21 protein-coding genes are annotated in these 21,484 nt (G+C 65.9%); all 21 read left to right on the top strand.

All coding sequences use genetic code 11. The annotated features are described in order from the left end of the window. The first annotated feature begins 479 nt into the window (after positions 1-479). The 21 genes from AC3RCP_RS00490 (at position 480) to AC3RCP_RS00590 (ending at position 21,442) form a co-directional block, all read left to right on the top strand. Positions 480-1,316 carry an ABC transporter ATP-binding protein gene (locus AC3RCP_RS00490; RefSeq protein WP_052034491.1) on the top strand — a complete coding sequence of 279 codons (837 nt, stop codon included), beginning with the start codon at positions 480-482 and terminating at the stop codon, positions 1,314-1,316. A gap of 39 nt (positions 1,317-1,355) precedes the next feature. After that, a complete protein-coding gene (locus tag AC3RCP_RS00495; protein ID WP_492570553.1) occupies positions 1,356-2,351 on the top strand; it encodes an ABC transporter substrate-binding protein in 996 nt (331 codons plus the stop codon). A 28-nt stretch (positions 2,352-2,379) separates the two neighbouring features. Further along, positions 2,380-3,156, top strand: coding sequence for an ABC transporter permease (locus AC3RCP_RS00500; protein WP_007928506.1), 777 nt, complete (start codon positions 2,380-2,382; stop codon positions 3,154-3,156). Beyond that, a complete protein-coding gene (locus AC3RCP_RS00505; RefSeq protein ID WP_101336297.1) occupies positions 3,156-3,920 on the top strand; it encodes an SDR family oxidoreductase in 765 nt (254 codons plus the stop codon). The genes AC3RCP_RS00500 and AC3RCP_RS00505 overlap by 1 nt, the downstream gene beginning before the upstream one ends. Positions 3,921-3,933: 13 nt before the next feature. Next, a complete protein-coding gene (locus tag AC3RCP_RS00510) occupies positions 3,934-4,473 on the top strand; it encodes a cupin domain-containing protein (protein ID WP_007928504.1) in 540 nt (179 codons plus the stop codon). Positions 4,474-4,477: 4 nt separating this feature from the next. Continuing rightward, positions 4,478-5,356 carry an alpha/beta fold hydrolase gene (locus AC3RCP_RS00515; RefSeq protein ID WP_492570552.1) on the top strand — a complete coding sequence of 293 codons (879 nt, stop codon included), beginning with the start codon at positions 4,478-4,480 and terminating at the stop codon, positions 5,354-5,356. Continuing rightward, positions 5,353-6,186 carry an IclR family transcriptional regulator gene (locus AC3RCP_RS00520; RefSeq protein ID WP_007928502.1) on the top strand — a complete coding sequence of 278 codons (834 nt, stop codon included), beginning with the start codon at positions 5,353-5,355 and terminating at the stop codon, positions 6,184-6,186. The genes AC3RCP_RS00515 and AC3RCP_RS00520 overlap by 4 nt, the downstream gene beginning before the upstream one ends. 1 nt (position 6,187) lies before the next feature. Beyond that, entirely contained in the window at positions 6,188-6,985 is a 798-nt protein-coding gene (locus tag AC3RCP_RS00525) for an SDR family oxidoreductase (protein WP_492570551.1), read from the top strand. Then, the gene (locus tag AC3RCP_RS00530) at positions 6,978-8,660 is read left to right on the top strand and encodes a thiamine pyrophosphate-binding protein (RefSeq protein WP_007928497.1); all 1,683 of its coding nucleotides are present in this window, start codon (positions 6,978-6,980) and stop codon (positions 8,658-8,660) included. Before AC3RCP_RS00525 ends, AC3RCP_RS00530 begins: the two co-directional genes overlap by 8 nt. A gap of 10 nt (positions 8,661-8,670) precedes the next feature. Beyond that, positions 8,671-9,474 (top strand): aspartate dehydrogenase, encoded by an 804-nt coding sequence (locus AC3RCP_RS00535; protein WP_492570550.1) that lies wholly within the window; start codon positions 8,671-8,673, stop codon positions 9,472-9,474. Positions 9,475-9,589: 115 nt separating this feature from the next. Then, on the top strand, positions 9,590-11,086 hold the full coding sequence (locus AC3RCP_RS00540) for an aldehyde dehydrogenase (RefSeq protein ID WP_101336301.1): 1,497 nt from the start codon (positions 9,590-9,592) through the stop codon (positions 11,084-11,086). Continuing rightward, entirely contained in the window at positions 11,083-12,048 is a 966-nt protein-coding gene (locus AC3RCP_RS00545; protein WP_101336302.1) for a VOC family protein, read from the top strand. Before AC3RCP_RS00540 ends, AC3RCP_RS00545 begins: the two co-directional genes overlap by 4 nt. A gap of 13 nt (positions 12,049-12,061) precedes the next feature. Further along, on the top strand, positions 12,062-13,204 hold the full coding sequence (locus AC3RCP_RS00550; RefSeq protein ID WP_492570549.1) for an FAD-dependent monooxygenase: 1,143 nt from the start codon (positions 12,062-12,064) through the stop codon (positions 13,202-13,204). 2 nt (positions 13,205-13,206) lie between these two features. Further along, positions 13,207-13,524, top strand: a complete 318-nt coding sequence (locus AC3RCP_RS00555; RefSeq protein ID WP_007928488.1) for a hypothetical protein — start codon at positions 13,207-13,209, stop codon at positions 13,522-13,524. Position 13,525: 1 nt separating this feature from the next. Further along, a complete protein-coding gene (locus AC3RCP_RS00560) occupies positions 13,526-13,753 on the top strand; it encodes a recombinase-like helix-turn-helix domain-containing protein (protein ID WP_007928486.1) in 228 nt (75 codons plus the stop codon). Between the two features lie 21 nt (positions 13,754-13,774). After that, entirely contained in the window at positions 13,775-14,809 is a 1,035-nt protein-coding gene (locus AC3RCP_RS00565; RefSeq protein WP_101336304.1) for a Rieske 2Fe-2S domain-containing protein, read from the top strand. After that, on the top strand, positions 14,806-15,252 hold the full coding sequence (locus AC3RCP_RS00570; RefSeq protein ID WP_492570548.1) for a Rid family hydrolase: 447 nt from the start codon (positions 14,806-14,808) through the stop codon (positions 15,250-15,252). The genes AC3RCP_RS00565 and AC3RCP_RS00570 overlap by 4 nt, the downstream gene beginning before the upstream one ends. Continuing rightward, a complete protein-coding gene (locus AC3RCP_RS00575) occupies positions 15,245-16,204 on the top strand; it encodes a PDR/VanB family oxidoreductase (RefSeq protein ID WP_085532761.1) in 960 nt (319 codons plus the stop codon). The genes AC3RCP_RS00570 and AC3RCP_RS00575 overlap by 8 nt, the downstream gene beginning before the upstream one ends. A 929-nt stretch (positions 16,205-17,133) precedes the next feature. Continuing rightward, positions 17,134-18,363, top strand: a complete 1,230-nt coding sequence (locus AC3RCP_RS00580; protein WP_101336306.1) for a hypothetical protein — start codon at positions 17,134-17,136, stop codon at positions 18,361-18,363. A 529-nt stretch (positions 18,364-18,892) separates the two neighbouring features. Then, positions 18,893-20,338 carry an alanine/glycine:cation symporter family protein gene (locus AC3RCP_RS00585; RefSeq protein ID WP_101336307.1) on the top strand — a complete coding sequence of 482 codons (1,446 nt, stop codon included), beginning with the start codon at positions 18,893-18,895 and terminating at the stop codon, positions 20,336-20,338. Between the two features lie 99 nt (positions 20,339-20,437). Continuing rightward, positions 20,438-21,442 (top strand): asparaginase, encoded by a 1,005-nt coding sequence (locus AC3RCP_RS00590; protein WP_492570547.1) that lies wholly within the window; start codon positions 20,438-20,440, stop codon positions 21,440-21,442. Positions 21,443-21,484: the final 42 nt, after the last annotated feature.

Raw genomic sequence — 21,484 nt, forward strand, 5'->3', positions numbered from 1 at the left:
CATCGCCAAACACAGTGACCTCATGCCGCCCCAGGAGTATCGACAAGGACTGCAACCGTTCTTGAGCACATGCCCGGTAACCCCCGAGCCGGCCTGATCCCGCTTGCAGATACTTTTCTTGAGGACCACAAACGCCCTCAAGGCCTCTTTCTTCCACTGATAAAGCGACAACTTTTACTTGCTCTGTTTCATATACAAAACAAGTAAGCGATTTATCCCGTTTTTTGCGTTACCCGAACAAGCACCGACTTCTTGCAACTTCCCAGGCTTTGCCCGGGCAGTGTGCAATTTCGTGCCAAATAAGAAACCATGTTTCATATATGGAACGTTTCATTTTCAACTAAATAACTACAACTCATTAATAAACAAGGACTTTTAAACTAAAACACCGCGCTATAAAGCACTGGCATTGTTCATGCACTAAACGGCGTATCACCTATAAAACAGACCAGAGTACCTTCCCAATGGCTGTGAAAGAGATGTACGCCGTCGCCCCTCAATGGAATAAGCCCGCTCCCAAGGAAGATCTGGAGCCGACTGAAATTGAATTTCGCAATGTCGGCAAATGTTTCCCGGCCAAGGGCCAATCCGCAGCGCCATTCGCTATTCGCGAGGTGAACTTCAAGATTCGCCGGGGTGAAGTGGTATCGATCATCGGCCCTTCCGGTTGTGGCAAGAGCACCATCCTCAATATGGGTTCCGGCCTGTATCGCCCCAGCGAAGGCGAAGTGTTCGTCAGCGGCGAACCGGTCACCGGCCCGGTACGCCAGGTCGCCTTCATGTTGCAGAAAGACCTGCTGATGCCCTGGCGCAGCATCCGCCGCAACGTCGAGCTGGGCCTGGAGATCCAGGGCGTGCCCGCCGCGACCCGGCAGACCGTGGCCAACGACCTGCTCGAACGTTGCCACCTCAAGGGCTTCGCCGATCACTACCCGTTCCAGCTGTCCGGCGGCATGCGCCAGCGCGCGGCCCTGGCCCGGACCCTGGCCATCGACCCGCAGGTGCTGTTCCTCGACGAGCCGTTTTCCGCCCTCGACGCCCAGACCAAGATGATCCTGCAACAGGACATGGCGCGGATGCTCTACGACGAAAAGAAGACCGCCCTGTTCATCACCCACGACCTGATCGAAGGCATCGCCATGTCCGACCGGTTGCTGGTCATGAGCGCCCGCCCCGGCACCATCATCGAAGAAATCAGCATCGACCTGCCGTTTCGCGACAACCCGCTGGAGCGCCGCAAGCTGCCGGAAATCGGCCCGCTGGTGGGCCGCCTGATGGAGTTGCTGCAAGTCGGCGCGGACACCGAACTGCACTGATCACCGCCCTCGCGGCCCCCAACCGATTCAGGAGTCCCCATGCTCAAGTCTCTGTTTCAACGTCTTTGCGCATTCAGCCTGGGCCTCGGCCTGGCCTGCACGGCCCAGGCCCAGGCCCGGACCGACGTCACCTACCTGCTGCCGGCACCGCCCAACTCGCCGGCCTTCGCGCCCTGGATCATCGCCAAGGAGAAGGGTTACTACGCCGCCCAGGACCTCAACCTGACCTTTATCGCCGCCAAGGGCGGGGTCGACGTGGCCAAGCAGATCGGTGCCGGTAATGCCTTGCTCGGCGGCGCCATCGGCGACACGCCGATCGTGGTCCGGGCCAATGGTATTCCGGTGCGCGCCGTGGCGGTGCTGGGCTCCGGCGGGGTGACCATGATCGCCACCAACGCCAAGGAAAATATCGAGTCCATCACCGACCTCAAGGGCAAGACCATGACGGTGATGTCCTACTCCGACACCACCTACTACGCCCTGCTCGCCTCGCTGCGCAAAGCCGGCCTGAGCAAGACCGACGTGAATATCCAGGCCGCCGGGCCGGCCGGGGTCTGGCAGCTGTTCTCGGCCGACAAGGCCCAGGCCATGGCGGGCGTGCCGGACTGGGTGGTCAACGCCGAAGAGGCCGGGGTGCGGATCAAGCTGATTCCCCAGGCGCAGATTTTCGAAAGCATGGCCCAGGCGATCCTCGCCTCCGACGACGCCATCAAGAACCAGCCCAAGGTCGTGCGCGGCGTGGTCCAGGCCACCCTGCAAGGCATGCGCGACATTATCCAGGACCCGCGCGCCGCCGCCGTGACCTTCGCCAAGGCCGTGCCGGCCTACGCCGGCAAGGAAGACTCGCTGGAGAAGGTTTTCAAGCTCTACGTCGAGCATGTCTACGCCAACCAGCGCGTGCTCGGCCACATCGATCCGCAGCGCCTGGACAAGGTCCGCCAGTTCTACGTCAGCGAAGGCATCGTCAGCCAGGAGCCCAAGCTCGAGGACCTGTTCACCAACCAATTCGTCGACAGCCCGGTCGCCGCGCAATGAGCCACCGGGACAACAAGGTACGCACACGATGAAAAGCCTGAATAACTCCATGCTCGGCAGCGCCGCGCTGCTGGTCCTGTTCCTGGTGCTCTGGCAATGGGGCCCGGGCCTGCTCGGCATGCCCGAATTCGTCATGCCGCAACTGAGCCGCGTGGCCCAGGAAAGCCTGGTGATGTGGCACAGCGGCGGCCTGCTGCAACACACCCTGATCACCGCGCTGGAGATCATCGTCGGCTTCGGCCTCGGCGCCCTGCTGGGAGTGGTGATCGGCGTGTCCCTGGGCCTGTCGCCCGCCGCCGAAGCCATGTTGTCGCCCTACATCCTGGCCTTGCAGATCGCCCCGAAAGTCGCCTTCGCGCCGCTGTTCGTGATGTGGCTGGGCTACACCATCTACCCGAAGATCCTGATCGCCATCCTGATCGTGTTCTTCCCGGTGATGATCAACGTGCTCTCGGCGATCCGCACCGTCGATCCGGACATGATCAACCTGGTGCGCACCATGAACGCCAGCCGCTGGCAGATCTTCCGCCTGGTGGAGTTCCCCTCGGCCATGGCCGCGCTGTTCTCCGGCCTGCGCATCGCCTCGACCCTGGCGGTGATCGGCGTCACCGTCGGCGAGCTGGTCGGCGGCAACCAGGGCCTGGGCTTCTTGCTGGTGGACGCCGAGGGCCAGGGCAACACCGCCGGGGTGTTCGTCGCCATTGTCATGCTCACCCTGATCGGGGTGATCGCCTACGGCGCCGTGGTCTGGGCGGAAAAACGCGTCCTGCACTACATGCCCAAAGCCATGCTGAGCACCCAATAATGAACAGCCAGAATCTTCTGCTCGAAGGTCGCCGGGTGCTGGTCACCGGCGGCGCCCGTGGCCTGGGCTACGCCTTCGCCCAGGCCATCGGCCGGGCCGGTGCCCGGGTGGTGATCGCCGACGTGCTGCAAGAGCGCGTGCAGCAAGCCGCCAGCGAACTGCGGGCCCAGGGCCTGGACGTCCAGGCCGTGACCCTCGACCTGGCCCAACCGGCCTCCATCGACGCCTGCATCGCCGCCACCCTGGACCTGCTCGGCGGCCTCGACGGCCTGGTGAACAACGCCTCGATCACCAACTCCGGCGGCAAAGGCTGCGAAGAGCTGAGCATCGACACCTGGGACCAGGTGATGCAGGTCAACGTGCGCGGCACCTGGCTGATGACCACCGCCTGCCTGCCGGCCCTGCGCGCCAGCGGCCACGGCGCCATCGTCAACCTGGCCTCCGACACCCCGCTGTGGGGCGCGCCGAACCTGCTGGCCTACGTCGCCAGCAAGGGCGCGATCATCGCCATGACCCGCAGCCTGGCCCGCGAGCTGGGCGCCGACAACATCACGGTCAACGCCATCGCCCCCGGCCTGGTGCTGGTGGAGGCCACCGCCTACGTGCCCGAGGCACGCCACCGTTTGTACAACGACCAGCGGGCCATCCAGCGCCCGCAACTGCCCGAAGACGTCAGCGGCGCCGTGCTGTTCGCGCTGTCCGACCTTGCCCGCTTCATCACTGGACAAACCCTGCCGGTCAACGGCGGGTTCGTCATGCCTTGATCTGGAGACTGTCATGACCGATCTATCTGCCCAAAACGCCACCCCGAAAAGCTGGGACCGCCCTGCCGGCGCGAGCCTGGAAAGCTGGATGAACACGCGCATCGCCCGCTACCAGACACGCAAGTACGACTGGGACGCGCTGAAGTTCCAGGCCGACTACGACCCGAAATTCCGCCGCGCGCAAATGCGCTACATCGGCACCGGCGGCACTGGTGTCAGCAGTGACATGAACACCATTGCGTCGGAGCACTTCACCTTCTCCACCATGGTCATCCCGGCCGGCCACGAAGGCCCGCCGCACCTGCACATCGACGTCGAGGAAGTGTTTTTCGTGCTGCGCGGCAAGCTCAAGGTGGTGCTGGAAAAGGATGGCGAGCGCTTCGAGACCATCCTCACCGACCGCGACGTGATTTCCGTGCCGCCGGGCGTGTACCGCGAAGAGATCAACATCGGCGACGAAGACGCGCTGATGTGCGTGATGCTCGGCGCGAAAAAGCCGATCACCCCGACCTATCCGCCAGAGCACCCTCTGGCCTCGATCAAGCGCGGATAAGCCCATGTTGCCAGGCCTCTCTCAACCCGTATCGACGGCGGACCTCCAGGCCCGACTGGCCCGCGACTTTGCCCAGCGCCTGGTGCCCGTGGCCGGCGGCCGGCAGGCCCTGCGCGAATGCGGCGCGGGCCCGGCGATCGTGCTGCTGCACGGCATCGGTTCCGGGGCGGCGTCCTGGCTAGAGGTGGCCCGACAACTGGCGCCCCAGGCCCGGGTCATCGCCTGGGACGCGCCCGGCTACGGCGATTCCAGCCCCCTGGAATCCCCCGCGCCCAAGGCCGAGCACTACGCCGCCCGCCTGGTGCAGATGCTCGATGCCCTGGACGTCGAGGAATGCGTGCTGGTGGGGCATTCCCTCGGCGCGCTGCCGGCCCTGGCCTTCGCTCGCAGTTCACAGGCGAGCCGGGTGAGTCGCCTGGTACTGATCAGCCCGGCCCGTGGTTATGGCGCGCCGGAACGCGGCGAGCAGCGCCAGCAGGTGCGCCGCCAGCGCCTGGAGAACCTGGAGCATCTGGGGATCGCCGGCCTGGCCGAACAACGCAGTGCCCACATGCTCTCGCCCAACGCCGCGCCGCAGGCCCTGGCCTGGGTGCGCTGGAACATGGCGCGGCTCAACCCCGCGGGTTATCGCCAGGCCATCGAGCTGCTGTGCGGCGACGACCTGCTGCGCCACGGCCAACCCGGCATGCCCTGCGAAGTGCATTGCGGCGAAGCCGACCGCATCACCCCGGCCGAGACCTGCCTGACCCTGGCCAAGGCGCTGGGCGCCAGCTTCAACCTGATCGCCGACGCGGGCCACGCCAGCCCCATCGAACAACCGCTGGTGGTCGCGGGCCGCCTGGCCTTTGCCATCAAAGAATCCCTGACAGGTAGAACCCTATGAACGACTCCGATCCGCTGAAGGACGCTCAGGACAAATACATAGTGCCGGGCCTGGAGCGTGGCCTGTTGCTGCTCTGCGAGTTCAGCCGGCGCAACCGCACCCTGACCGCGCCGGAACTGGCCCGCCGCCTGGCCCTGCCGCGCTCGACCATCTTCCGCCTGCTCACCACCCTGGAAACCATGGGTTTCGTCACCCGCAGCGGCAACGAATACCGCCTCGGCATGTCGGTGCTGCGCCTGGGCTTCGAATACCTGGCGTCGCTGGAGCTGACCGAGCTCGGCCAGCCGCTGCTGGCGCGCCTGTGCGACCGCCTCAACTACCCGAGCAACCTGGTGGTGCGCGACGGCCGCTCGATCGTCTACGTGGCCAAGGTCTCGCCGCCCTCGGTGTTCTCCAACGCGGTCAACGTCGGCACCCGCCTGCCGGCCCACGCCACGGTGCTGGGGCGCATCCTCCTGGAAGACCTGTCCCTGGCCGAACTGCGCGAGCTGTACCCCGAAGAGCATCTGGAGCAGTACTCCCACAGCACGCCGAAAACCGTGCTGGAGCTGTTCGACATGGTCCAGGCCGACCGCCAGCGCGGCTTTATCAGCGGCGAAGGTTTCTTCGAATCGGCGATCTCCACGGTGGCCGCGCCAGTGCGCGACCAGAGCGGGCGCATCGCCGCCGCGCTGGGCGTGACCATCCCCACCACGCAGATCGGCCACGTCAATTTCGAGGAACTGCTGTCGCAGGTCCGCCGCAGCGCCGACGAGCTGTCGCGCCTGCTCAACTACAACGGCGTGGCCCACGACGGGCAACAGCGCGTGACCGCCTTGATGAGGGATTGAGATGAGCCTTTATCAACTGCAAGGTCGCACCGCGATCGTCACCGGCGGCTCCTCGGGCATCGGCCTGGCCTGCGTCGAACTGCTGCTGGAAGCCGGTGCCGCCGTGGCCTTCTGCGGACGCGACGGCGAGCGCCTGCGCAGCACCGAAGCCGACCTGCGCCAGCGCTTCCCCCAGGCCCGGATGCTGGCCCAGGTGTGCAACGTGCTCGACGCCGAGTCGGTCAGCGCCTTCGCCCATGCCAGCCAGGCCGCGCTCGGCGAGGCCAGCGTGCTGATCAACAACGCCGGACAAGGCCGGGTCTCGACCTTCGCCGACACCAGCGACGCCGCCTGGAGCGAAGAGCTGAACCTGAAGTTCTTCTCGGTGATCAACCCGGTCCGCGCCTTCAAGGCCCAGCTGGAAAGCCAGTGCGAGGCCGCCATCGTCTGCGTCAACTCGCTGCTGGCCTGCCAGCCGGAACCGCACATGGTCGCCACCTCGGCCGCCCGCGCCGGGGTGATGAACCTGGTGCGCTCAATGGCCACCGAATTCGCCCCGCAGGGCATCCGGGTCAACGGCATTCTCATTGGCCTGGTGGAGTCCGGGCAATGGCGCCGGCGCTTCGAGGCCCGCGAAGAACGCGACCTCGACTGGGCGCAATGGACCGCCCAGCTGGCGCAACGCAAACACATTCCCTTGGGGCGCCTGGGCCTGCCGCTGGAAGCGGCCCGCGCGATCCTGTTCCTGGCCTCGCCTCTGTCGGCTTACACCACAGGCAGCCATATCGATGTATCCGGAGGCCTGTCCCGCCATGCGTAACGAAAACACTGTCACCGTGGGCGCTGCCATCACCGCCTTTCTCGAACAATGCGAGGTCAAGGCCGCGTTCGGCGTGATCTCGATCCACAACATGCCGATCCTCGATGCCTTTGCCGTGCGCGGCAATATCCGCTTCGTCATGGCCCGCGGCGAAGCCGGCGCCGCCAACATGGCCGACGCCTATGCCCGCACCACCGGCGGCCTCGGCGTGTGCCTGACCTCCACCGGCACCGCGGCCGGCAACGCCGCCGGCGCCATGGTCGAAGCGCAGACCGCCGGCACGCCGCTGCTGCACATCACCGGGCAGATCGAAACGCCGTACCTCGACCAGGAACTGGCCTACATCCACGAAGCCCGCGACCAGCTGAACATGCTCAAGGCGGTGTCCAAGGCGGCGTTCCGCGTGCGCAGCGTCGAGACCGCCATCAGCACCCTGAAGCTGGCGGTGCAGACCGCCCTGACCGCGCCGACCGGGCCGGTGAGCGTGGAAATCCCGATCGACATCCAGTCGACCTTTATCCCGATGCCCACCGACCTGTCGCCGTTGCCGATCCCGGTCGCGGTGCCGGCGCCGGAAGCCCTCGACCTGGTCGCCGAACGCCTGGCCGGGGCCAAGCGTCCGCTGCTCTGGCTCGGCGGTGGCGCCCGGCATGCCGGGGCGCAGGTCAAGCGCCTGCTGGCCATGGGCGTGGGCGTCATCACCTCGACCCAGGGCCGCGGCGTGGTCAACGAAGACGACGAGCGTTGCCTCGGGGCCTTCTCGCAGAACAAGCGGGTCGAGCAGTTCCTGCAAACCTGCGACGCGCTGCTGATCGCCGGCTCGCGGCTGCGCAGCAACGAGACCTTCAAGTACGCCCTGAAGTTGCCGCAGAACACCCTGCGCATCGACGCCAACCCGGCCATCGAAGGCCGCAGCTACGCCAGCGAACTGTTTATCTGCGGCGACGCCGCGCTGGCCCTGGAGGGCCTGGCCGACCGCCTCGAAGGCCGCTTGCAGACCGACCCGGACTTCCTCGCCGAACTCAAGGCGGTCCGCGAGCAATCGCGCAGCCAGCTGGTGGCCGACCTGGGGCCGTACTCGGCGATGGTCGAACAGTTGCAGGCCAGCACCGGCCGCAACTTCTCCTGGGTGCGCGACGTGACCCTGTCCAACAGCATCTGGGGCAACCGCCTGCTGACCCTCTACCACCCGCGCGCCGGGGTCCACGCCCTCGGTGGCGGCATCGGCCAGGGCCTGGCGATGGGCATCGGCGCGGCCGTGGCCGCCGCCGAAACCGCGCCCGGGCGCAAGGTCTTCGCCCTGGCCGGCGACGGCGGTTTCATCCTCAACCTCGGTGAGCTGGCGACCCTGGTCCAGGAGCGCGCCAACCTGGTGATCCTGCTGATGAACGACCAGCGCTACGGGGTGATCCGCAATATCCAGGACGCGGTCTACGGCAGCCGCCATTGCTACGTCGACCTGCACACCCCGGACTACACCAAGCTCGCCGAGTCCCTGGGGCTGCGCCACGGCCTGGTCACCGACCTCAAGGACTTCGGCAAGGTGGTGGACAGCGCCCTGAGCCAGCCCGGCCCGTTCCTGCTGGAAGTCGACATGCTCAGCGTCGGCAACTTCGCCACCCAGTTCGCCGGCCCGCCCAACAGCGAAACCAAAGCCCAGAAGGCCACCGCCTGAGGATCGCGCCATGTTGCATATCACCATGATCGGCTGCGGCGCCATTGGCGTCGGCGTGCTCGAACTGCTGGAACAGGACCCGCAGTTGTGCGTGGACTACGTCATCGCCTCCCAGGGTTCCGAAGCCCTGGTGCGCCAGCGCCTGGCCAGCTTCAAGCAGCCGCCGCAGGTACTCAACGCGCTGCCGGCCGACGCCCGTCCGGACCTGCTGGTGGAATGCGCCGGCCACCGGGCCATTGAAGAACACGTGCTGCCGGCCCTGGAGCGCGGCATCGCCTGCCTGATCGTCTCGGTCGGCGCGCTCTCCGAAGTCGGCCTGGTGGAGCGCCTGGAAGCCGCCGCCGAACGCGGCCAGACCCGCATCGAACTGCTGCCCGGCGCCATCGGCGGCATCGATGCGCTGTCGGCGGCCAAGGTCGGCGGGCTGGACTCGGTCAACTACACCGGGCGCAAGCCGGCCCGCGCCTGGAAGAACACCCCCGGCGAGCAGGCCTGCGACCTCGACAGCATCAGCGAGGCCACGGTGATCTTCCAGGGCAGCGCCCGCGAAGCGGCGCGGCTGTACCCGAAGAACGCCAACGTCGCCGCCACCCTGTCGCTGGCCGGCATCGGCCTGGATCGCACCCAGGTGACGCTGATCGCCGACCCCCACAGCGAGGAAAACGTCCACCACTTCGAAGCCCGGGGCGCCTTCGGCGGTTTCGAGTTGAGCCTGCGCGGCAAGCCGCTGCTGGCCAACCCCAAGACCTCGGCGCTGACCGTGTACAGCGTGGTCCGTGCCCTGGGCAACCACGCCCACGCGATTTCGATATGAATGGGCAGCGGCAGGCTTCAAGCGGCAAGCCACAAGTAAAAGCACACCGCTCTTGCTTCTTCTTGCAGCTTGAAGCTTGCAGCTTGCCGCTGGCCCCCATACCTGAGGTTCTTCCATGACTCTCGAACAGACTTTACCCATCTGCATCGCCGGCGAGTGGCGCCTGGGCCGCGGCGAGCGTTACGCCAGCCGCTACCCGGCCACCGGTGAAGCCGTGGCCTGGCTCAACGCCGCCGATCTGCAGGATGTCGAAGACGCCATCCAGGGCGCGCACCAGGCGTTCCTGCACAGCGGCTGGGCCCAGCGCAAACCCCACGAGCGGGCCGGCGTGCTGTACCGCATCGCCGAACTGATCCGCCAGCACGGCGAAGAGCTTGCGCAATTGCAGCGCCAGGACAACGGCAAGCCGATCAACGAGACCCGCGCCCTGGTGGCCAGCGCCGCCGGCACCTTCCAGTTCTTCGCCGCGGCCTGCGAAACCCTGGAAGAAACCATCACCCCGTCGCGCGGCGATTTCGTCAGCATGAGCGTGTATGAGCCAATGGGCGTGGTCGCTGCGATCACCCCGTGGAACTCGCCGATCGCCAGCGAGGCGCAGAAGGTCGCGCCGGCCCTGGCGGCGGGCAACGCGGTGGTGATCAAGCCGGCGGAAATCACCCCGCTGCTGGCCCTGCGCCTGGCCCGCTTGTGCGAAGAAGCCGGCCTGCCCAAGGGCCTGGTCAGCGTGCTGCCCGGCAAGGGTTCGCTGCTCGGCGATGCCCTGACCCGGCATCCGCTGGTCAAGCGCGTGTCGTTCACCGGCGGCACCCGCACCGGCAAGCACATCGCCCATATCGCCGCCGACAAGATGATGCCGGTGTCCCTGGAACTGGGCGGCAAGTCGCCGACCATCGTCCTCGACGACGCCGACCTCGACCACGCCGTGGCCGGGGTGCTGTACGGCATCTTCAGTTCCTCGGGTGAAGCCTGCATCGCCGGCTCCCGGCTGTTCGTCGCCCGCGCCTTGTACGAGCCGTTCATGCAGCGCCTGGTGGCGGCCGCGGCCAACCTGCGGGTCGGCGACCCGGCCAACGAAAACACCCAGATGGGCCCGCTGATCAGCGCCGGCCATCGCGAATCGGTGGAGCGCTACGTGGCCCTCGGGCTGGCCGAGGGCGGCCGCCTGCTGCTCGGCGGCCAGCGCCCAACCGGCGGCATCTACGATCAAGGCTACTTCTACCCGCCGACCATCCTCGAAGGCCTGAGCAACAGCCAGCAGACCTGCCAGGAAGAAATCTTCGGCCCGGTGCTGGTGGCCATGCCCTTCGATGACGAAGCGCAGCTGCTGGAGCAGGCCAACGACAGCCTGTACGCCCTCGCGGCCGGGATCTGGAGCCGCGACTACAAGCGCGCCTGGGCCCTGGGCCGGCGCCTGCAGGCCGGCACGGTGTGGATCAACACCTACAAGCAGTTCTCGATCTCCACGCCCTTCGGCGGCTGGCGCGACAGCGGCCTGGGCCGCGAAAAAGGCCGCCTGGGCATCCTGCAGTACATGGAACAGAAGAGCCTCTATTGGGGCATGAACGAACAGCCACTGGCCTGGGCCGGTGTGCCACGAGAGGTAGCGCTATGAGCGTGTTAGGCATCGATGAAGTCACCTATGGCGTCGAGGATCTGGACACCTGCGTGCGGTTTTTCAGCGACTGGGGCCTCAAGCAGGTCAGCGCGCAGCCCGACGAGGTGATCTTCGAAACCCTCAACGGCTGCCGTGTGGTGCTCGCCGACCTGGACAAGCCGGGCCTGCCGCCCGCCATCGAGGCCGGCTCCACCGTGCGCGAAGTGGTCTGGGGCGTGGCCAGTACGGCGGACCTGGCGCTGTACCGCCAGCGCATCGCCCATGACCCAGGGTTTGTCGAGACCGACGAGCGCATCGGCTGCACCGATCCCAACGGCCTGGCGATCCGCCTGCAAGTGACCCGCAAGCGCGAGATCGACATCGAGTGCAGCGGCCACAACACCTGGCAGACCAAGGGCCGGATCAACAAGGCGGCGCCGGTCTATGAACGCGCGACGCCGATCGAAGTCGGCCACGTGGTGTTTTTCGTCAAGGACGTGAACGCCTGCGAAGCCTTCTACCACGAGCGTTTCGGCTTCCAGGCCTCGGACCGTTATCCGGACCGCGGGGCGTTCTTGCGCACCGCCGAGGAGGGCGGCCACCACGACCTGTTCATGCTGCAACTGCCGGCGCCGCGGGCCGGGCTCAACCACGTGGCGTTCACCGTGCGCGACGTGCACGAAGTGTTCGGCGGCGGCATGCACATCTCCCGCAGCGGCTGGACCACCGAGATCGGCCCGGGGCGGCACCCGGTGTCTTCGGCGTTCTTCTGGTACTTCAAGAACCCCGCCGGCGCGCTGGTGGAGTACTACGCCGACGAAGACCAGCTGACCGGCGAATGGCAGCCGCGCACCTTCGAACCGGGGCCCACGGTGTTCGCCGAATGGGCCATCGCCGGCGGCATCGACGGCCACACCCGGCGCCAGCAGAACGTCGAGGCGCCGCAAGGCAAATTCCTCACCGACAAACCGAAACCCTGAGCAGGAGTCGTCCATGTCTTCCCTGAACATTGCCATCGCCGGCGCCGGTATCGGCGGCCTGACTGCCGCCATCGCCCTGCACCGCGCCGGCCACCGGGTCACCGTGTTCGAACAGTCGAAAGCCTTCCTGCGGGTCGGCGCCGACATCAACCTCACACCCAACGCGGTGCGCGCGCTGGACGGCCTGGGCATAGGCGCCGCGGTGCGCCTGCCGGCCGCCCGGCCGACCCATCGCATCAGCCGGATGTGGGACAGCGGCGAAGAAACCTCGCGCCTGGAAATGGCCGACGCCGCCGAGCGCAAATACGGCGCGCCGCAACTGACCATCCACCGCGCCGACCTGCTGGCGGCCCTGGCCGAAGTGTTCCCGCTGGAGCAGGTGCAATTCGCCAAGCGCGCCGAACGGGTGATCCAAGACGACGACGGCATCGCGCTGCACTTCAAGGACGGCAGCCAGCACCGCTGCGATGTCTTGATCGGCGCCGACGGCATCCACTCGGTGGTGCGCAACGCGCTGTTCGGCGAAGAACATCCGCGCTTCACCGGGGTGGTGGCCTACCGCGCGGTGGTGCCGGCCGAGCGCGTGGCCCAGGTGCCGAACATCCAGGCCTTCACCAAATGGTGGGGCCCCAACCCGCAGAGCCAGATCGTCACCTTCCCGCTGAACCAGGGTAAGGACATCTTCATCTTCGCCACTACCGCCCAGGACAGCTGGCACGAGGAGTCCTGGACCAGTGCCGGCGACGCCGAGGAACTGCGCGGCCACTACCGGGCGTTCCACCCGGACGCCCGCGCCCTGCTCGACGCCTGCACCGATGTGCTCAAGACCGCGCTGTACGAACGCGATCCGCTGCCGTTCTGGTCCAGGGGCGCGATCACCCTGCTGGGCGACGCCTGCCACCCGATGATGCCGTTCATGGCCCAGGGCGCCGGCCAGGCCATCGAGGACGCGGTGGTGCTCGCCCGCTACCTGCACGACCTCGACAGCCCGGCGTCGGTCGCCGCGGCCTTGCAGGCCTACCAGCAGGCGCGCCTGGCGCGCACCAGCCAGATCCAGATCGGCTCGCGGGGCAACCAGTGGCTCAAGGACGGCGGCAACGCCGACTGGGTCTACGGCTATGACGCCTGGGCCGTGCCCACCGACAGCGCGGCCTGAACATGAGCGAGACATTGCTGGTGACCGTGCTGCTCAAGCACGACCAATCGAAGAACCTGGAAGACATCCAGCGCCACATGAAGCAGCAGGACTGGTGGGAGCGCTTCCCCCCGCAAGGCGTCGAGCTGGTGTCGTGGACCGTGGCCATGGGCCTGGGCCAGATCGTCACCCTGCGCTTGCCGCCGAGCCTGCTGCCGACCCTCAACGTCGAGCTCGAACGCTCGGCTTGGGGCGTGTTCGGCACTGAGGTTTTCCCGACATACGACTTTATCCCGGTGCGCGAAACGATCCGCGAACGGGTACGCAACGGAGGTCAATGACATGAACACCCACGAACGATTCCTCGAACCCCATCAGGCGCGCAAGCGGCCCAACACCCAGTTCGAAGAGCTGCTGGGCGATTCCATCGAGCGCGCTTTCGGCAATGGCGTGAGCGAGCTGCCGGCGCTGCTCGCCCACCTCAACCTGGCCGGGCCGCCCTGCCCGCTGACCAGCGGCGAGTGGACCGAGGATGCCTATAAAACCCTGATGGCCCGGCTGGGCGAATGACCCGGCAGAAGGAATAACAAGATGAATACGCAACTGACCGTCGACCCTGTTGAAAATCACCTGGCCAATGGCCTCAAGGACCTCTGGTTCCCGGTATTGCCCTCGGACCTGCTGGGCGAGAAGCCGGTATCGGTGCGCCGCCTGGGCTACAAGATCGCCCTGTGGCGCGACAACGATGGCAGCGTCCATGCCCTGGAAGACCATTGCCCGCATCGCGGCGCGCCGCTGTCCCAGGGGCCGGTGCTGGGTGATCGCCTGCAATGCCCTTACCACGGCGTCGAAGTGCGCTGCGACGGCACCGTGACCAAGGTGCCCGGCAGCCCCGGCTGCAAGCTCGAAGGCAGCCGGCCGACGCGGATGTTCCACACCCGCGAAGCCGCCGGCGCGATCTTCCTGTTCAACGCCACCGACCCGCACTTGGAAACCCCGCCGGAACTGGTGCTGCCGGAGCAGCTGAGGTCCCCCGAGTGGAGCAGCTTCGTCTGCTACACCGAGTGGAAAGGCGACTACCGCTACGTGCTCGACAACGTCATGGACCCGATGCACGGCACCTACCTGCACAAGATGTCGCACTCGATGAGCGAAGGCGAAGCCACCGCCAAGTTCGTCACCCGCGATACCGACAACGGCTTCTTCTTCGAGAAGGAAGGCCAGCGCGGGGTGAACTTCGACTGGACCGAGTTCATGGACAACGGCTGCCACTGGCTGCGCCTGGAAATTCCCTACCCGAAAACCGGCGGCCCGGGCGGCAACTTCACCATCATCGGCAGCTACACCCCGAGCAGCCGCTCGCTGGCGGCGGTGTTCCACTGGCGCTGCCGTCCGCTGACCGGCTGGCAGCGCGACACCTGGCGCTTCCTCTACAAGAACCGCCTGGAAGCGCGGCACTGGGCGGTGCTGGAGCAGGACCGGGTGCTGCTGGAGTTCATGGAGCCGGACGCCAACCAGCGCGAAAACCTCTACCAGCACGACCTGGGCGTGGTGCGGCTGCGGCGCTACCTGAAGAACGCCGCCAAGGCCCAGCTCGAACTGATCGAAGCGAAGCAGCTGCCATGAACCGGGCCGTGCACCAGGTGCGCAGCGCAGCCGTGGCCGAGCCGGCCGGCGCCAGTTGGTCCAATGCCCTGGTGATCGGCCACGAGGTGCTGCTGTCCGGCATGACCGCGCACCCCGCCAGCCGCGAGGCCGCGCAAGCCGGCGCGGCGCTGGATGGCTACGCCCAGACCCTGCTGGTGCTGGGCAAGATCCAGGCATTGGTGGAAGCCGCCGGCGGCCACATCGGCAATATCTGCCGGCTGACGGTGTACCTCACCGACATCGCCGACAAGGAGCAGGTGGGCCGCGCCCGGCGCGATTTCTTTGCCGGGCAGGCGCTGTTCCCGACCTCCACCCTGGTGGCGGTCAGTGCGTTGGTGTTTCCCGAATTACGGGTCGAGATCGAGGCCGACGCCCGGCTCGATGTCGACCTGCGTACCGTCATAGAGGTGAACGATGTCTAAACCCTCCCTCCTCACCGCCCGCGTCCACACCCTGCGCTACGAAGCCGAAGGCATCATCAGCGTCGAGCTGCGGCCCCTGGGCGATACGGTGTTCCCGCCGTTCGACGCCGGCTCGCACATCGACCTGCACCTGGCCAACGGCCTGGTGCGCAGTTACTCGCTGCTCAACTCGCCCAGCGACCAGGGCCGTTACGTGGTCGGCATCCTGCGCGACCGCAACAGCCGCGGCGGCTCGGAATACGTGCACAGCCAGCTGCGGGTCGGCATGCACCTGTCGATCGCCGCGCCGCGCAACAACTTCGAACTGGAGCCAAGCGCCAGCCACAGCGTGCTGGTGGCCGGCGGCATCGGCATCACGCCGATCTACTGCATGTTCCGCCAACTGCTGGCCCTGGGAAAATCCGCCGAGCTGATCTACTGCGCGCGCTCGCGCCAGGAGGCCGCGCTGGTGGAAGAGCTGAGCGGGCTCAAGGCCCGGGTGATCTACCACTTCAACGACGAGAAAGGCGCGCCGCCGGACCTCGCCGCCTACCTCGCCGGCCAACCGGCGGACACGCACTTCTACTGCTGCGGCCCGACGCCGATGCTCGATGCCTTCGAAGCCACCTGCGAACGCCTGGGTTATCCCCATGCCCACATCGAGCGCTTCGCCGCCGCCGAGTTGCCACCCAGCGCAGACGCCCAGAGCAGTTACAGCGTCGAGCTGAAAAAGTCCGGCAAGACCCTGTCCGTGGAGCCCGGCCTGAGCCTGCTGGATGTGCTGCTCGAAGCCGGCTGCGACATCGACCACAGCTGTCGCGAAGGGGTTTGCGGCTCCTGTGAAACGCGGGTGGTGGAAGGCGAGATCGACCACCGCGACGGCGTGCTGACCAAGGCCGAACGGGCGGCCAACCGATCGATGATGGTCTGCGTTTCCGGCTGCAAGAGCCGGCGCCTGGTGCTGGACCTCTAGCACGCTATGTAATTGCTACGTAACGGTTACGTAATTGCTACGTAATCGTTGCCAGGCAAAGGCTGTACGACCGTTACGTACCGCCAAACCCGCTGAAAGACTGCAAAACGGCCGCTGTAGCCGCTGCCGAGCCCGGCGAGGCTGCGATCGGTTGCGCAGCAGCCGCAAAACCTGCCAACCGCACTTCCATTGATGCACCCCGGCGTCCGGATGGCGGCCCCTGCGGTGCCATTCGCCGCCTCGCGGAGCTCGGCAGCGGCTACAGGAATCCAGGCATGTAGCCCGCCGACGCTCCCACACAATGGCCGCCACAACCGCTGAGAAGCTGCAAAACCGCTGTTGTAGCCGCTGCCGAGCCCGCGAGGCTGCGATCGGTTGCGCAGCAGCCGCAAAACCTGCCAACCGCGCTTCCATTGATACACCGCAGCGCCCGGATGGCGGCCCCTGCGGTGCCGTTCGCCGCCTCGCGGGCTCGGCAGCGGCTACAGGCAGTGATGTCGGCCTTTTTTAGGCTCGCGGTTTATGGCGAAAAATGAACTTTCGCTGTAACCGACAGGCATCTGATTGTTCACCAGTAAAACAAACTTCCTGCCCGCTTATTTAACAGCGTGCAATAAAGACGCACCCATAACGCGCAACTTTGTTACCCACTTTCCCCGCTGTTTCACAGGCTGCACAGAAGCCTGTGTTTCCCATATAAACAATTGTTTTCAATAACCTTTTCATAAACATCCAAGATGCAGGATGCCTGGCACAGTTCCTGCTCTACCCCCTGTAAATCCACGGGCCAAACGGCGTTCCACCGATAAAACAACAATAACCAGCACTTAATCCGGCAAGACCCACTCCCGCCACAGTTGCCTTATCAGGCAAGCGGGTAAGTGTTGCCGATCGTCAAGTAGCGCCGAGCATTAAAGGTGAGGTCAAAAATGAAACGTCATGTCTTATGTGCAGGATTGATGGTAGTCAGTTGCGCAAGTTTCGCCGTCGAACCCATTCCTTCCGCCCCCGTGCGGGCCAACGCCGCCAACAAGCCTTTTCCGCATATTTCCTGGCGCAGTGACGACGGCGACAGCAGCCTGGATATCGGCGGCGCGCTGCGCACCAATTACCGCGACGAACATTGGGACACCACCGAGAATAACGGCCGGTTCCTGTTCGACACCTTCCGCCTGGATGTGCAAGCCACCTACAAGAACCTCTACAGCGATATCGGCTACTGGTTCCAGGACGACGGCAAGCGCTCCATCGACCGCGGCTTCGTCGGCTACCGGCTCAACGCCAACGCCAACCTGCAACTGGGGGCGCCGTTCAAGCCCTTCGGCCTGGAGCCCTATCCGCAGTTCGGCTGGAGTTATCACATCCCGTTTTTCATGGGCTACGGCGTGAGCGCAGGCTCGGGCCTCAAATACACCTACAAGGATCAGGACTGGGACGTGCAGCTCGGCTACTTCCCGCGCATGTTGCCCACGGATATTCGCTACTCGCCGGAAGTCGGGCGTTACGCCGACCTCGATAACAACGCCATTGCCTTCACCCAGTCGCGCCAGGACAACGAGAAGCGCAACCAATTCAACGCCCGCGTGGCGCGGACCTTCAACAGCGATGGCTGGAAGACCGAGATCGGCGCCTCGCTGGCCACCGCCCAGCTCTACAACGCCACCACCAGGGACGATGGCGACTACTGGGCCGCGGGCGTGCACGCGGTCATCAGCAAGGGGCCGTGGACCGTCACCACCCAGGGCATCCGCTACGAGTTCGATCCCCAGAACCCGACCGGCGTCAGCCAGGATTCGGTGCTGATGGGCGGCAACGGCCTGACCCCGGCGTACCTGATCGCCTCCAAGGCCACCATCGCCTCGTTCAACGTCGGCTACGACATCTACACGCCCAAGCTCGGGCAATTGAAGAAGATCAAGCTGTACAACGACTACAGCCGGATGATGAAAGACCGGAGCGGTTGGGACGACTCGCAGATGTACACCGTGGGCGCGCAGTTCCTGGCCATGCCGATCATGGCCTGGGTCGACCTGACCTGGGCCCGGAACGCCAACCCCTACGGCGGCGCGGAGAACGGCAGCGGCTTCACCAGCACCAGCTCGGTGGGCAGCAACCAGTGGTACTACCGGACCAACGTCAATATCGGCTACTACTTCTGAGGCCTGCCGGGCCGCGCCGCCCCCCATCGCGGGCAATCGATCGTCGACCGGCTCGCTCCTACGAAAACGCAAAGCTGTCGCCGGTATCGTCTGCGACGGGAATCTTCTGTAGGAGCGGCCGGTCGACGCTCGATCGCTCGCGATAGCCGCAAAGCGGCGCTCTGCCAGCCACACCGCATTTTCGTTGACGTTCATCGCGAGCCAGCTTCGCTCCTACGGAGGCGATAAAGCGTGCCGAGGCGCTTGCGCAAGAACCGATTCAGCCCCTTTCCCCGCCTGCCGTTCCTCGGCTCGACGCGCTACATGCAGACGGCGGGCGCGCGCACCGGTATAGTGCGCCCCCTCTTCACATGGACAGCCGTCGGTAACGAGGCTCAACCCCATGGGAAACCCGAACTAATAACAACCCGCGAATTGGAACCGGGACGAACACTCGCCCCACCTGTCGTGCTGCCCGCGCGACGGTGTGTAACTCGATGTTTCGGACCGCCCAGCTTCTGCCTTTACAAAAAACAGCGAGGAATACTCCATGCTCGAAGTCATCAACGACTTCCTCTCAGGGAAAGTACTGATCGTGCTCATTGTCGGGCTCGGTAGCTACTTCACGATCCGCTCGCGTTTCGTTCAATTGCGCCATTTCTTCCACATGTTCGCGGTGTTCCGCGACAGCCTCAAAGGCAGCGCCGGGCAACTCAGCTCGTTCCAGGCCCTGATGCTCAGCCTTGCCGGCCGTGTCGGTGCAGGCAACATCGCCGGTGTCGGCATCGCCGTGACCCTCGGTGGTCCGGGTGCGGTGTTCTGGATGTGGGTGACCGCACTGGTCGGCATGTCCAGCAGCTTCTTCGAATGTACCCTGGCCCAGGTCTACAAGCGCGCCGATGGCGACGGCCTGTACCGTGGAGGTCCGGCTTACTACATCCAGCACGGCCTGAAGCTCAAAGGCATGGCGGTGGTGTTCTCGATCCTGCTGCTGGTCACCTACGGCTTCGCCTTCATCGGCCTGCAGTCCTACACCGTGACCCACTCGCTGCAGAACGCCTTTGCCTTCGACCCACAACACACCGGTATCGTCCTGGCCGTGCTGCTGGCCATCACCTTCATCGGCGGTATCAAGCGCATCGCCTCGGTGTCCGACCTGCTGGTACCGATCAAGACTCTGGCCTATATCGGCGTGACCCTGTACGTGATCGGCACCCAGATCGAACAGGTCCCAGCCATGCTGGAAACCATCTTCAAGAGCGCCTTCGGTCTCGACCCGGCCTTCGGCGGCTTGCTCGGCAGCGCCATCGTCATGGGCGTGAAGCGTGGCGTATTCGCCAACGAAGCGGGCCTGGGCAGTGCGCCGAACGTCGCCGCCGTGGCCGCCGTGAAGCACCCGGGCGCCCAAGGCGTGGTCCAGGCTTTCAGCGTGTTCCTCGACACCTTCGTGATCTGCACCTGCACCGCGCTGCTGATCCTGCTGTCGGGCTTCTACACCCCGGGCTTCGAAGGTGACGGCATCGTCCTGACCCAGAACTCGCTGGCCGCCGTGGTCGGTGACTGGGGCCGCATGTTCGTCAGCGTCGCGCTGTCGCTGTTCGTCTTCACCTGCATCCTCTACAACTACTACCTGGGCGAGAACAGCCTGCAGTTCCTCACCCGCAACCGCACTGCGCTGATGACTTTCCGCGGCCTGGTGCTGGCGCTGGTGGTCTGGGGTTCGATGCAGGACCTGTCGACCGTGTTCGCCTTCGCCGACATCACCATGACCTGCCTGGCCTTCGTCAACCTGGTGGCCCTGGCCATGCTGTTCAAGGTCGGCCTGCGCGTGATGCGCGACTACGACGAGCAGCGCCGCGCCGGCGTCAGCCAGCCAGTGTTCGACTCCAGCAAATTTACCGATCTGGACCTGGACCTGAAGGCCTGGCCGACCAGCCCGTCGGTTGCTGCCGAGGCCGACGTTCAGCCGCAAGGCATTCCCGCAGCGCAACGCTGATCGGGTAAAAACCGGGCGCATGTCTTGCGCCCGGCGTGACACAAGCGGCGGTCAGCTTCATGCTCGACCGCACGCTGTCATCGTTCCGGAGACTCCCCAATGAATGCCAACACCTATCCTGCCGCGCAGAACGTCATGGTGCTCTACACCGGCGGCACCATCGGCATGCAGGCCAGCGCCCACGGCCTGGCCCCGGCCTCGGGTTTCGAGGCGCGGATGCGCGACTACCTGCACAGCCAGCCCGAGCTGGTGGTGCCCGACTGGCGCTTTCGCGAGATGGCGCCGCTGATCGACAGCGCCAACATGACCCCCGCCTACTGGCAGCGCCTGCGCGAAGCCGTGGTCGATGCGGTCGACGTGCAAGGCTGCGACAGCGTGTTGATCCTGCACGGCACCGACACCCTGGCCTACAGCGCCGCGGCCATGAGCTTCCAGCTGCTGGGCCTGCCCGCCCGCGTGGTGTTCACCGGCTCGATGCTGCCGGCCGGGGTGACCGACAGCGATGCCTGGGAAAACCTCGGCGGCGCCCTGGTCACCCTCGGCCAGGGCCTGGCGCCGGGCGTGCACCTGTACTTCCACGGTGAACTGCTGGCGCCGACCCGCTGCGCGAAGATCCGCAGCTTCGGCCGTCATCCGTTCGCGGCGTTGCAGCGCCAGGGTGGCGCAGCCAAGGCGACCTCGATTCCAGCGCAGCTGGATTACCGCCAGGCCAAGCAACTGGCCAGGGTCGGCGTATTGCCGCTGGTGCCGGGGATCGCCGCCGAACAGCTCGACGCCCTGCTGGGCAGCGGCATCCAGGCGCTGGTGCTGGAGTGCTTCGGCAGCGGCACCGGGCCGAGCGATAACCCGCAGTTCCTGGCCAGCCTGCAACGCGCCCGGGAACAGGGCATCGTGGTGGTCGCCATCACCCAATGCCATGAAGGCGGCGTGGAACTGGACATCTACGAGGCCGGCAGCCGCCTGCGCGGCGTCGGCGTACTGTCCGGCGGCGGCATGACCCGCGAAGCGGCCTTCGGCAAGCTCAACGCCCTGCTGGGCGCCGGCCTGGACAGCGCCGAAGTGCGGCGCCTGGTGGAACTGGACCTGTGCGGCGAGCTGAGCTGACAGCACGTCATCGTTCACCTTCATCGCGAGCAAGCTCCACAG

Source organism: Pseudomonas sp. GW822-FHT05A08 (assembly GCF_058800485.1).

Coding starts and splice junctions, on each gene's coding strand:
- AC3RCP_RS00565 (WP_101336304.1), top strand. CDS start 13,775: ATGAATACGCAACTGACCGTCGACCCTGTTGAAAATCACCTGGCCAAT.
- AC3RCP_RS00555 (WP_007928488.1), top strand. CDS start 13,207: ATGAGCGAGACATTGCTGGTGACCGTGCTGCTCAAGCACGACCAATCG.
- AC3RCP_RS00570 (WP_492570548.1), top strand. CDS start 14,806: ATGAACCGGGCCGTGCACCAGGTGCGCAGCGCAGCCGTGGCCGAGCCG.
- AC3RCP_RS00515 (WP_492570552.1), top strand. CDS start 4,478: ATGTTGCCAGGCCTCTCTCAACCCGTATCGACGGCGGACCTCCAGGCC.
- AC3RCP_RS00550 (WP_492570549.1), top strand. CDS start 12,062: ATGTCTTCCCTGAACATTGCCATCGCCGGCGCCGGTATCGGCGGCCTG.
- AC3RCP_RS00585 (WP_101336307.1), top strand. CDS start 18,893: ATGCTCGAAGTCATCAACGACTTCCTCTCAGGGAAAGTACTGATCGTG.
- AC3RCP_RS00540 (WP_101336301.1), top strand. CDS start 9,590: ATGACTCTCGAACAGACTTTACCCATCTGCATCGCCGGCGAGTGGCGC.
- AC3RCP_RS00495 (WP_492570553.1), top strand. CDS start 1,356: ATGCTCAAGTCTCTGTTTCAACGTCTTTGCGCATTCAGCCTGGGCCTC.
- AC3RCP_RS00505 (WP_101336297.1), top strand. CDS start 3,156: ATGAACAGCCAGAATCTTCTGCTCGAAGGTCGCCGGGTGCTGGTCACC.
- AC3RCP_RS00490 (WP_052034491.1), top strand. CDS start 480: ATGTACGCCGTCGCCCCTCAATGGAATAAGCCCGCTCCCAAGGAAGAT.
- AC3RCP_RS00530 (WP_007928497.1), top strand. CDS start 6,978: ATGCGTAACGAAAACACTGTCACCGTGGGCGCTGCCATCACCGCCTTT.
- AC3RCP_RS00525 (WP_492570551.1), top strand. CDS start 6,188: ATGAGCCTTTATCAACTGCAAGGTCGCACCGCGATCGTCACCGGCGGC.
- AC3RCP_RS00560 (WP_007928486.1), top strand. CDS start 13,526: ATGAACACCCACGAACGATTCCTCGAACCCCATCAGGCGCGCAAGCGG.
- AC3RCP_RS00575 (WP_085532761.1), top strand. CDS start 15,245: ATGTCTAAACCCTCCCTCCTCACCGCCCGCGTCCACACCCTGCGCTAC.
- AC3RCP_RS00520 (WP_007928502.1), top strand. CDS start 5,353: ATGAACGACTCCGATCCGCTGAAGGACGCTCAGGACAAATACATAGTG.
- AC3RCP_RS00590 (WP_492570547.1), top strand. CDS start 20,438: ATGAATGCCAACACCTATCCTGCCGCGCAGAACGTCATGGTGCTCTAC.
- AC3RCP_RS00545 (WP_101336302.1), top strand. CDS start 11,083: ATGAGCGTGTTAGGCATCGATGAAGTCACCTATGGCGTCGAGGATCTG.
- AC3RCP_RS00580 (WP_101336306.1), top strand. CDS start 17,134: ATGAAACGTCATGTCTTATGTGCAGGATTGATGGTAGTCAGTTGCGCA.
- AC3RCP_RS00500 (WP_007928506.1), top strand. CDS start 2,380: ATGAAAAGCCTGAATAACTCCATGCTCGGCAGCGCCGCGCTGCTGGTC.
- AC3RCP_RS00510 (WP_007928504.1), top strand. CDS start 3,934: ATGACCGATCTATCTGCCCAAAACGCCACCCCGAAAAGCTGGGACCGC.
- AC3RCP_RS00535 (WP_492570550.1), top strand. CDS start 8,671: ATGTTGCATATCACCATGATCGGCTGCGGCGCCATTGGCGTCGGCGTG.